Source organism: Paenibacillus sp. JGP012, assembly GCF_014203995.1.
In the GTDB taxonomy this organism is placed as follows: Bacteria; Bacillota; Bacilli; order Paenibacillales; family Paenibacillaceae; genus Paenibacillus; species Paenibacillus silvae.
Genome location: NZ_JACHKG010000034.1, coordinates 24,913 through 36,027, shown reverse-complemented (window position 1 = coordinate 36,027; position 11,115 = coordinate 24,913). Strand labels below are relative to the sequence as shown.

At 48.2% G+C, this 11,115-nt stretch carries 13 protein-coding genes; 11 read left to right on the top strand and 2 right to left on the bottom strand.

Annotated features, from left to right (window positions below; translation table 11 throughout):
- Positions 1–142: 142 nt before the first annotated feature.
- Positions 143–850 carry a helix-turn-helix domain-containing protein gene (locus HNR77_RS25945; protein WP_111272242.1) on the bottom strand — a complete coding sequence of 236 codons (708 nt, stop codon included), beginning with the start codon at positions 848–850 and terminating at the stop codon, positions 143–145.
- Between the two features lie 274 nt (positions 851–1,124).
- Between HNR77_RS25945 and HNR77_RS25940 the strand changes: the two genes are divergently transcribed.
- The 5 genes from HNR77_RS25940 (at position 1,125) to HNR77_RS30015 (ending at position 4,983) form a co-directional block, all read left to right on the top strand.
- Positions 1,125–2,399 carry a MalY/PatB family protein gene (locus HNR77_RS25940; protein WP_311768675.1) on the top strand — a complete coding sequence of 425 codons (1,275 nt, stop codon included), beginning with the start codon at positions 1,125–1,127 and terminating at the stop codon, positions 2,397–2,399.
- A 264-nt stretch (positions 2,400–2,663) separates the two neighbouring features.
- Positions 2,664–3,332 (top strand): uracil-DNA glycosylase, encoded by a 669-nt coding sequence (ung, locus tag HNR77_RS25935; protein ID WP_184190514.1) that lies wholly within the window; start codon positions 2,664–2,666, stop codon positions 3,330–3,332.
- A 20-nt stretch (positions 3,333–3,352) separates the two neighbouring features.
- The gene (locus tag HNR77_RS25930; protein ID WP_111272244.1) at positions 3,353–3,772 is read left to right on the top strand and encodes a hypothetical protein; all 420 of its coding nucleotides are present in this window, start codon (positions 3,353–3,355) and stop codon (positions 3,770–3,772) included.
- Between the two features lie 375 nt (positions 3,773–4,147).
- Positions 4,148–4,732, top strand: coding sequence for an LOG family protein (locus HNR77_RS25925; RefSeq protein WP_184190475.1), 585 nt, complete (start codon positions 4,148–4,150; stop codon positions 4,730–4,732).
- A 122-nt stretch (positions 4,733–4,854) separates the two neighbouring features.
- The gene (locus tag HNR77_RS30015) at positions 4,855–4,983 is read left to right on the top strand and encodes a YjcZ family sporulation protein (protein ID WP_216517289.1); all 129 of its coding nucleotides are present in this window, start codon (positions 4,855–4,857) and stop codon (positions 4,981–4,983) included.
- 155 nt (positions 4,984–5,138) lie between these two features.
- On the opposite strand, the gene HNR77_RS25920 is transcribed toward HNR77_RS30015, so the two are convergent.
- On the bottom strand, positions 5,139–5,483 hold the full coding sequence (locus HNR77_RS25920) for a hypothetical protein (RefSeq protein WP_184190473.1): 345 nt from the start codon (positions 5,481–5,483) through the stop codon (positions 5,139–5,141).
- 332 nt (positions 5,484–5,815) lie between these two features.
- Here HNR77_RS25920 and HNR77_RS25915 point away from each other — a divergent pair, with 332 nt between their 5' ends.
- The 6 genes from HNR77_RS25915 (at position 5,816) to HNR77_RS25890 (ending at position 10,996) form a co-directional block, all read left to right on the top strand.
- The gene (locus HNR77_RS25915; protein WP_184190471.1) at positions 5,816–6,877 is read left to right on the top strand and encodes a FecCD family ABC transporter permease; all 1,062 of its coding nucleotides are present in this window, start codon (positions 5,816–5,818) and stop codon (positions 6,875–6,877) included.
- Positions 6,877–7,908 carry a FecCD family ABC transporter permease gene (locus tag HNR77_RS25910; protein ID WP_184190469.1) on the top strand — a complete coding sequence of 344 codons (1,032 nt, stop codon included), beginning with the start codon at positions 6,877–6,879 and terminating at the stop codon, positions 7,906–7,908. Before HNR77_RS25915 ends, HNR77_RS25910 begins: the two co-directional genes overlap by 1 nt.
- Before the next feature lie 50 nt (positions 7,909–7,958).
- Complete coding sequence (locus tag HNR77_RS25905) at positions 7,959–9,674, top strand: ABC transporter ATP-binding protein (protein WP_184190468.1); 1,716 nt, start codon at positions 7,959–7,961, stop codon at positions 9,672–9,674.
- Positions 9,675–9,919: 245 nt separating this feature from the next.
- The gene (locus HNR77_RS25900; protein WP_260410908.1) at positions 9,920–10,243 is read left to right on the top strand and encodes a hypothetical protein; all 324 of its coding nucleotides are present in this window, start codon (positions 9,920–9,922) and stop codon (positions 10,241–10,243) included.
- Between the two features lie 139 nt (positions 10,244–10,382).
- Entirely contained in the window at positions 10,383–10,562 is a 180-nt protein-coding gene (locus HNR77_RS25895; protein WP_184190466.1) for a ribbon-helix-helix protein, CopG family, read from the top strand.
- Positions 10,563–10,702: 140 nt separating this feature from the next.
- A complete protein-coding gene (locus HNR77_RS25890; RefSeq protein WP_184190464.1) occupies positions 10,703–10,996 on the top strand; it encodes a DUF6809 family protein in 294 nt (97 codons plus the stop codon).
- The last annotated feature ends 119 nt before the right edge of the window (positions 10,997–11,115 follow it).

Below are 11,115 nucleotides of genomic sequence, written 5' to 3'. Positions count from 1 at the left end.
TGTAAGAAAGCTGCCTCGGCGTGCTGCGTTTGAACATCCTTAAGCTTACATCAAAGACACCTGCTTGGGCTGGAATGAACAGCTTCGGCAGGTGTTTTTGGCTTGTCGTCGTTTCATTCCTGCTTCAGGTGATTTGCCAGACTCAGGTTACGGCAAGCATATTGTAAATTTTGAGTGTACGCAGATCCTCTTTGGAAATTTTCAGCTCATTATAGAGCTCCGGCGTTTCTGGCAGCGGGGTGCGGGAGAAGAGCATTTTCAGCGCAATCGGCATGAAGGGCCTGAACGAGACACCGGCCATCAGCCCCCATTTTTTCTCCGACTCCTGAAACGATGCCAAAATATTAATATACAGATTTTCGAGCGGTGTAGCCTGGTTTTTCAGAATCAGGGTGGTGAGCGTGTCATAATGCTCCGTATGCCCCCAGTACATATTTTCACATTCCTGATAATTCTCAAAATCCTTCACATTCATATACATCACCGTGCGATAGCGATTGGCATCCGATTGAGCCATCATGTCAATGACGCAGCGAATGAGGCTATTGTTTCGACCGTCGTAGAAGTAAGAGTAGAAGCGGGTCGAATTTTTGAAAAAGCTGGACTGCACTGTATTCATCAGCGGTGAGGCATGTCTCGGTTCTTTATAAAGCAGCTGTTCCACCTGGATGTTCAGCGCGTCCGCAATCTGGTGCAATGTCACCAGGTCCAGTGTAATATCCCCGCTCTCATATTTGGAAAGCGTACCCTTGCTTTTGAAAATCTGGTCTGCCAGCTGCTGTATGGTGAGCCCGCGCCATTTGCGGAAGTTCTTTATTTTTTTGCCAACCTCTTGATTGATGTTGTTCATCGTGGGCAGCTCCTTCGTAGAGGTGATGTTTCCTGAGAATAGATGAAAAAGATGAAAAACTTTCGTAAAAGCAAATACCTATAAGAAATATATCACTTTTACAGTGAAAAGACTATTCTGAGGAAACATCGAAAGTATTTTGTTTCTTTAGAGTAGATTCTCTTGCATTTGATGCAACTTCGGCGACATGGAACAATAGGGGCAGAAGCAGTGAACCGAGAGTGACCAAAAGTGACCAAAAGTGACCAAAAGACAATCAGAGGAGTTAATCACCATGACGAAGATGAATCAGACGAATCAGACCAACAACATTACGGAGAGTGTCAAGCGCTATAATTTTGACGAGATTATTGATCGCACCGGAACCAACGCCATGAATACGGACGGTTTTCGCCAATATATTTTCAATGCAACAAGTGAGATGACCTTTCCGTTCAAAGACGAAGAGATGATCCGCATGTGGATTGCCGATATGGATTTTGCGACCCCGCCCGAGATTCTGGATGCGGTGAAGCAGCGGCTGGATCGCCGGATTATGGGATACTCACAGATTTTTGATCCAGCATATTACGAAGCGGTTGCGAGCTGGATGAAGCGTTATTATGATTGGTCCTTCCCGAAGGAGCATCTGGAGACGTCGAATGGCATTATTCCTGCGCTCTATGAACTGGTAGAATATATCTGCCAGCCGGACGAGAAGGTGTTAATCTTGACGCCTTCCTATGGATTTTTCAAGTCGGCAGCGGATCATAACCGGCTCGAACTGGTGTGCTCGGACATGATCAATGAGCGAGGGCAATATACGATTGATTTTAAGGATTTTGAAGCAAAGGCGAGGGACGAGAAGGTTCGTGTATGTATTTTCTGTAACCCGCATAATCCGTCTGGACGCATCTGGAGCAAGGAAGAGTTGGAGAGGGTGGGTGAGATCTGTCTGAGCAATGATGTCTGGATCATTTCAGATGAGATTCATTGTGATCTGCTGCGCACGGGAAAAACACATACCCCGCTTGCAAAGCTGTTCCCGGCTACCGACCGTATCATTACCTGCATGTCTCCGAGCAAAACGTTTAACATGGCGGGGCTGATGTTCTCGAATGTCATCATTCCGAACAAAGGTCTTCGGGATATTTGGCAAGCACGTCATTACGGTTTCAAAAACCCGCTGAGTATCGCGGCCACTCAGGCAGCGTATGAGCATGGTGATGCATGGCTGCGTCAGCTGAAGCTATATCTGGACGACAATTTTGCGTATGTTGACGAATATGTGAAGCAGCATCTGCCACTTGCCGTGTTTCACATTCCGGATGCCACGTATCTGGCCTGGATTGATATTACGCCTTATGCGCCGAAGGATGTAAGTCTGCCTCTGTTTTTTGCGGAGCAGGCAGGTGTGCTGCTGGAGGATGGCGGGATGTTTGTGGCGAATGGGGAAGGATATATCCGTTTGAATCTGGCTTGCCCCCGTTCGATCCTGAAAGAGGGCTTGAGCCGAATCAGTCGTGTACTGGTGAAGCAGCAGGAGGATATGTTGTCTGTGACCGTATAGTAGAGCAGACGGTGTCCCTCACCCTTGCAATCTAGATTTTCTGAAAATAATAACGATGAACATCTAGGGCGGAGCAGTGTACATGACTGTTTCGCCCTTTCAGACGTTCACATTCCTCAATCCCCGCTTCTGGTCTGACGTCCGCGGTTATGTTAAAATGGTGGATAGTCTATGAGCCGCAGATTGGTCGGTTCTTGCAGGGAAGAGCCCATCCAGACGGGCTGTACGGGTATACATTCATCAGGGGAAGGGAGTCTATACAATATGTTTGGAAATGATTGGGATGAGGTACTACAGCAGGAGACGCAGGCTGACTATTTTAACAACATCCGTTATGCGCTTGCTGCCGAGTACAAAACACAGACGGTTTATCCACCCAAGGAGGATTTGTTCTCAGCGTTGAAGCTGACTCCGTATCACAAGGTCAAAGCTGTAATCATTGGCCAAGACCCTTATCACGGTGCAGGACAAGCGCACGGATTAAGCTTTTCGGTCAGACCGGGAGTGCGGGTTCCGCCTTCATTGAAAAATATATACAAAGAACTTCAGGATGATCTGGGGGTGCCTGTCCCCAAGCATGGTTCACTTATTCATTGGGCAGAGCAAGGTGTGCTGCTGCTGAATGCTGTACTGACCGTGCGGGAAGGTCAGCCTAACTCACATCAGGGATTGGGCTGGCAGACGTTCACGGATGCGGTTATTCGTGAGCTGAATGAACGTACAGAGCCAATGGTGTACATGCTCTGGGGAAGTCATGCGCAGAAAAAGGGTGCTTTTATCAATAGAGACAAACATCTGGTGCTGGAATCAACACATCCGAGTCCGCTGGCGGCACATCGCGGTTTTCTGGGCAGCAGACCTTTTTCCAAAGCCAATGATTTTCTCGTCTCCCAAGGTATTAAACCGATTGATTGGACAATACCTGAAAACTAGATAGAGTGGAGGCGAGCACATTGCGACATTGGATTGGACGAAAAGTAGCAGTATATCGGGCAACAGGAATTCGCGAGCCTCTGAAGGGAACGCTGATGGAGTGGGATGAAGAAGCGGAATGTGTTCGAATCGGACCGAAACGGATCAAGGTATCGTTCGACAATATTGCAATGATCAGACCTCTCCCTGACGAAAGCCTGCCTCTGAAGAAGGCGCGTTCGGAAGTGCACAAGATCGGTTATGTCATGAAGAAGGCAGTCCAGTTCGAGAATGCGATCTATTTCAAGTCGCAGATTATGATCTGGCGGCGAGCCAAAATTGTAGCGTTATGCACAACGATTGTGCGGCATGATGAGGATCAGGTGGAACTGGAAGACGGACGATTGCTTCGCAAGGACAAGCATATGTTTGTAGTGCGTTCACGGCGCGGCATACGGTAGTTCGACTTGATATTTAATATAGTTTTCATACTGCGATCATATGGCATTAATGTTTCAACCTTATAGTAGGTAACAACAACCCCTTCTAAATTAATGTGTATGGATTTGGGAGCCCGGCCGGCTGCAAACGGTCGGGTGTTTTTTTGATTTTTTTTCCATGAAGGGGCAGGATTGGACGCGAATAGTCTCTGGCAAAGATTTGAGTTTTGATGTAATTTGAGCTGGATGCAGCTGCTTCGTATTTTCGTTCTGTTCATGTCTTGTAACATAGCAATGACATTTATGTTATATACTAATGAGATATAGAAGTTGAACAATTATCTACACCATCTCTTTGGTTCAACTTGGATAGATCATAAGAAGGAGTGAAACCGATTGAAACGGATATGTGTTTTTGCAGGTTCTAATCCGGGAAATCACCCTGACTACACCCGGCATGCTGCGAGGTTGGGTAGACAGATTGCTGACAGTGGGTATGCACTCGTCTATGGCGGCTCTTGCATGGGATTGATGGGTGCCGTGGCAGATGCTGCTCTTGCTGCAGGTGGAGAAGTGATAGGTGTTATGCCCACAGGTTTGTTCAGAGGTGAAGTAGTCCATAGCGGGCTGACTCAACTGATTGAGGTGGGTACGATGCATGAACGCAAAGCAACGATGGCCCAGCTGTCCGATGGTTTCATTGCCCTGCCGGGAGGAATGGGCACGTTTGAAGAATTGTTTGAGGTGCTTTGCTGGGCACAGATCGGCATCCATCGCAAACCTGTCGGTCTGTTGAACGTTAACGGATATTACGAACCACTGATGAAATTGGTCGAGCACAGCGTACATGAAGGTTTCTCCAATACATCGCATCTCAGTCTGTGGAGTCTGGAGTCTGATCCGGCTGAGCTGCTTGCGCAGATGGCGGCCTACATTCCCAAGGAGTTAACCCAGAAATGGTCTCAGCTGAGCGAAACATAATATCGCAAAAGCTTTTATGATTCATCCCCTGCTTCCAGAGAAAAACTTCTTCACTTGCCCAATCAAAAAGCGCTTGCGGACATAGTCTATAGTGTACTTTGATGAAGAGGGGAGTGTCACTCATGAGCGAACTCAAAGGTACAGGTTACGGGTACTGCGGAGGTTTCGGCGGTGGAGCATGGACATCTACAGGCGCCATTCTGGTATTGTTTATCCTGCTGGTTATCATTTCCAGCATGTTCGTACTGTAATTCAGACCATTCCTTGACGGATGAGGGCTGCCTGGGAGCAGCGCCCGGACAATATGGCCTTTCCAAAGAGACGTCGGTGACTGCCGGCGTTTCCGGGGAACGGTTTTTTGGTTTTAGGAAAATAACCCGGCTGCCATGAACGAGACAAAGTCGGGTTATACCGTAATTTCTGTAGTACCACTGCTAGGCAAAATCAGTGTTTTCCAGGCAATGTATACTCCAATCGCTGAAGCAATCAGTGCAAGAATGGCTGCAACTAAGGCCAACTGATCCAGTGTGTTTTGTTTAGGACCGTCGACAGAGGACTGATTACTCGTTCGGTCAGGTATAGCGAGTCCTCGAACGGAAGCTCGCGGACTCACTTGTCGTGATCCAGGATGTCCGAGTGGGTTGGATTTGGTCCTTGGTCCTGTTCCGTTCTTTACTGAATGGCGCGGTGAAGACTTCTGAGAGGAGAGAATTCTGGCAGATCCCGAGTGCTTCCTGGTTAGTGGTTTCAAAGGGGCAACCTCCTTACAGCGGAGCGCAGTTGTCTACGACTGATATTATATTATGTTGATTTTCAGATTGAGTTCGCAAAAATGAGTGAATCCCCAGCCCGTTAAATGCTGCTGCATTGAAGCTCGGAATGGCCTTTTTGTGTGCATAAAAATGTGGAAATATTCATATCTGCAAGAAAATTGTCCTTTTTGTCCATTGTCAGAGTGGAAGGTTTCACTTACAATGTTCTATGGGAATGAGAATCAATATCAATAAGAGGCGGCAATATTAGAGAGGTGATTGTTATGTACATACGGTTAACAGACTTCATTCATAACACAGGTGGACAAGCATGAGCTCCAATCCTTCATCAGTGCATTCCGATTCGAATACGGAGTCACCGACAGCCAAAATCCATACACGTCCGTGGGCAGCTACACTCATTCTCACAGGAGGTATTCTGCTGCTTGTTCTGGGGATGGCATTGTCCATTTCATTCGGCGCTGCAGATATACAGCTTGGTGTGGTGTGGAAGGCTGTGTTTAATTTTAATCCCGACCTGACTCCTCATCAGATCATATGGGAAATCCGGCTGCCGCGTGTGCTTGGCGGGGCGATGGTCGGAGCTTGTTTTGCTGTTGCAGGGGCGATTATGCAGGGCATGACTCGTAACCCACTGGCGGATTCAGGGTTGCTCGGGCTGAACGCTGGCGCCGGCTTTGCACTTGCGATCTGCTTTGCCTTTTTCCCAGGCATGCCATATATGTACATCATTATGTATTCATTCCTCGGCGCAGGGCTTGGCGTGCTGCTTGTATATGGTTTCGGTGCAGCCTCCCGATCAGGCCTGACTCCGCTTCGTCTGGTGCTGGCTGGTGCTGCCGTATCGGCCATGTTGTCTGCGCTAAGTGAGGGAATCGCACTTTACTTCCGAATAGGACAAGATCTGGCCTTCTGGACTGCCGGAGGCGTAGCGGGGACGAAATGGTCGCATCTTCAGGTCATGTTCCCATGGGTGCTCGGGGCGCTTATCGTTGGGCTGATCATCTCACGTTCGATTACCCTGCTCAGTCTGGGCGAAGATATTGCGGTTGGATTGGGACAACGCACGGGTCTGATCAAGCTGCTGGGGCTGATCGTTGTTCTTATTCTGGCAGGTACTGCTGTATCGGTAGTAGGGGCTGTCGGTTTTGTGGGTCTGATCATTCCCCACCTCACACGCAAGCTCGTCGGGGTGGATTATCGCTGGATTATTCCTTGTTCTGCGGTCATGGGCAGTCTGCTGCTCGTATTCTCGGATCTGGCAGCACGTATGATTAACCCGCCTTACGAGACGCCGATTGGCGCGCTGGTTGCCCTGATCGGGGTACCCTTCTTCCTGTATCTCGCGCGGAAAGAAAGGAGGACGCTGTAATGGGTTCCTCAACGATGGTTGGTGCAGAACGCAAGAAGAGAAACAAAAGCATTTTTGTTCTCATTGTGCTCGGCCTTCTGATTATTACGGCTTTTATTATCAGTATGAATACCGGGTTTACGAAGCTTTCGCCGCTTGAGGTGCTGCGTACGCTGTTTGGAGGCGGTACAGCGAAACAGGAGCTGATTCTGTTCGAGTTCCGTCTGCCGCGCATCGTCATCTCGGTGCTGATTGGCGCCGGGCTTGCCCTGTCCGGCTGCATCATGCAGGGGGTATCGCGCAATGCGCTCGCTGATCCGGGCATTCTTGGAATTAATGCAGGAGCGGGACTCGCCGTTATGCTGTTTGTTTCCTTTTTCCCGACAACGACAGCTGCTCCGGTCTTCCTGCTCCCTATTCTTGCCTTGATCGGTTCAGGCTTTGCGGCATTTCTGATCTACGTGCTTTCCTATAAAAAAGGGGAAGGCATTATGCCTACACGTATGCTGCTGACGGGCATCGGTATTGCAGCTGGTATCAGCTCGGCCATGATTGTACTAACACTGCGGCTTAGCCCGGAAAAATACCAGTTCGTAGCCACCTGGCTTGCGGGCAGCATCTGGGGCTCCAATTGGAAATTCGTTATGGCCCTGCTGCCATTTATTGTTGTGCTTGTTCCGTTTGTGCTGACCAAAGCGCGTGTGCTTAACGTTTTAAATCTGGGAGATCAGACAGCAAGCGGCCTCGGTGCCTCGGTAGAGCGTGAACGATTGATTCTGCTTGCGGCTGCTGTTGGTCTTGCGGCATCATCTGTATCGGTCAGCGGCGGAATCGGCTTTGTGGGTCTGATCGGCCCTCACCTGGCACGCCGGCTTGTAGGACCGAAACATCAGTTTTTGCTGCCTGCTTCCGCTCTTGTCGGATCACTGCTTGTTCTCGTTGCGGATACGCTTGGACGTGTCATTCTGCAACCTTCGGAGATTCCGGCTGGAATACTGGTAGCTATTCTTGGAGCTCCATACTTCCTGTATCTATTAAGCAGGACGAAATAAAAGGTAATCATCATTTTGACGGAGGATTGCCGTAAGGGGGAACTTGGTTCATGCTTCGTCGTTTTTTTGCCTATTACAGGCCATACAAAAAACTGTTTATTCTCGATTTTACCTGTGCAATTTTGGTCGCGTTGCTGGAGCTGGCTTTTCCTCTAGCTGTGAACCGGGTAGTCGATGATCTGCTGCCAGGTGGACGCTGGGACTGGATTTTATGGGCATGTGTAGTGCTGCTCGGCATCTACCTGCTCAATGCGTTTCTGAACTATGTTGTGACCTATTGGGGACACAAGCTGGGCATCAATATTGAAACGGATATGCGTAAAAATCTGTTTAACCATGTGCAGAAGCTGTCCTTCCGTTATTTTGACAATACAAAGACGGGGCACCTGGTATCCCGCATGACCAATGATCTGATGGATATCGGAGAGATCGCCCATCACGGTCCGGAGGATGTATTTATTGCGGTCATGACACTCGTGGGTGCATTTAGCATTATGATGAGCATTAACGGGAATCTGGCGATTCTGACGTTTATCATTGTGCCGCTTATTATCTATCTCTCCTTGTATTTTGGTAACAAAATGTCCAAGGCTTTCAGCCGAATGTTTGGGGACATTGCAGATTTCAACGCTCGTGTAGAGAACAATATTACAGGTATTCGTGTCGTTCAGGCTTTTGCGAATGAAGAGCATGAAAAAGCGCAATTCGCTGTAAACAATGGTCGTTTCCGTCAAACCAAGCTGATTGCGTACAAAATTATGGCGTGGAACTCTTCCATCAGTTACGTGCTGATGAAGCTGGTATCATTATTTGTACTCGTATGCGGCACGTGGTTTGTCATTAACGGCAGTATGACCTATGGTGAGTTTATCGCGTTTATTATGTTGTCCAACGTATTCCTGACACCGATTCAGAAGATTAATTCGGTCATTGAGACATATCCTAAAGGCATTGCAGGCTTCAAACGATATACGGACCTGCTCGATATGGAGCCAGACGTCAAAGACCGTCCTAACGCCGTTGCGGTATCGCATCTGCATGGAGATATTCAATATGAGCAGGTGACTTTCGGTTATTCGGATCAGGAGCCTGTGCTTCAAGGGATTGATCTGAGTATCCGTGCTGGGGAAACGGTGGCTCTCGTTGGTCCGTCCGGTGCAGGGAAAACAACGTTATGCAGTCTGCTGCCGCGATTCTATGATGTGCTGGAAGGGCGCATCACGATTGATGGTCAGGATATTCAGCACATGACACTGGATTCCTTGCGCAGTCAGATCGGGATCGTGCAGCAGGATGTATTCCTCTTCGATGGTACGATTCGAGAGAATATTGCCTACGGCAAGCTGGATGCTTCGGAGGAAGAAATCTGGATGGCTGCTCGTCGGGCTCAGATGGAAGCTTTGATTCTGTCGATGCCGGATGGACTGGATACGCTCATTGGGGAGCGCGGCGTGAAGCTGTCAGGAGGACAGAAGCAGCGTTTGTCGATTGCACGCATGTTCCTGAAAAATCCGCCAATTCTGATTCTGGATGAAGCAACTTCGGCACTCGATACCGAGACGGAAGCGGCGATTCAGCAATCGCTGGCGGAGCTGTCCGAAGGCCGTACTACACTTGTCATTGCCCACAGACTGGCGACGATCAAAAACGCAGACCGCATCGTGGTCGTGGCCGAGCAAGGCATCACGGAGCAGGGTCGGCATGAGGAACTGCTCGCTTCTGGCGGCATTTACAGCCGTCTGCACTATGCGCAGTTTGGTGCATAGGCGAAGCGAACTGAAATAGTAGGGGAAATATAACCATCGTCCATGACTTGGAAGGAAGTCTGGGCGGTGGTCTTTTTATTTTGGAGAAGGGGCTTGGTATATAAAGGAGGTAAAGATGGCAAGATCACGCAGGGCAGAATTGGGTAATGATGGGCAAGGCTATGGCTGGAGTGTATGATAGGATCATGCTTAAATGTTTTCATGCATATCATCTGGAGAATGTTGGGCGTTAGGAGGTAAATGACATGTCAGATATGACTAAAATTTTACTTACCTGTCTCGGTTTTATTTTGATTTTATGGTTGTTATTTTTGGGGATTCGTAAATTGAAGGGGCATAACACGCCCTCCGGTTATCGCAGCTTGACTGGTTGGTTTATGGGACTTTTTATCGTGGGCGCTGTGCCACTTATATTTGCATTGTATACGTACATGACTGATGAGCGTCTGGATGCCAACATCGGGTTAGGGCTTGCCATGCTGTTTGTCTGGGCATACTGTGCGCTTTTGTTGTGTGGAGTTGTCGGCGTATGGGGAAGGTATTTGTGGCAGAGGAGCAGAGAGAAGTAGAGGGCTTCCAGCGAGTGTTGTTGGATCGTCTTTTTTTGTATGTAAATGAAAGCAGATTATTTGTTACCGTTTTACAAATACGTTGACTTTTTGTCCTGACAATAATATATTATTGTCAGGACAAAAAGGAGGTGGAGCGATGTCCTCCAAAAAGATGGGGCGTCCTAAATCTGATAATCCCAAGAGCAAAACGATTGAGATCCGTGTCGATGAGGAAATTCTTAGTAAGCTGGATACTGCGGCTGAGAAGCTGAATACGAACCGGTCTGCAATCGTTCGCAAAGGGATTGAGAAGATTTACGACGAGCTCCAAAAATAAAAAGAAGCAGCGCTCGTCCCACGAAGAACAACGCTGCTTCCTATCCCGCAATCACTACGAACGAGCGACTGCATAAATATCCTACCATGTGCAGAACGCTCATTCAAGTGAGGTGCGAGTTAATATACAGGAGGATGCACATGAATCCAATATTGGAAGCACTTTATAACGGCCGACTTCGCCCGGATGAGATGATGATGCCGACACATCCTGAATACAAAGAGTTAGGGCGGCAGATTGCAGCACTGACTGAGCAATGGAAGAATCGTTTGAGCGAGAATGAATTTCTTGAGCTTGAACAGTTATTTGACTTGTGGGGGAGATGTGAAGGCATGCATACGGAAGCTGCGTTTGTACAAGGTTTTCGTCTGGGTGCGAATATGCTTATTGAAGTCATGAGTCAGCGTGCGGAATCGGTGTTGGAGTTTAACTAAGCTAACGTTGTGAGCGGCGATCAGGTTTACTTTTACAGCAAAATTCTTGGGTAATCATATGCGCACAACATACTTATTTTACATCATAAAATTGAACATAAATTTATTATAACAAAGCC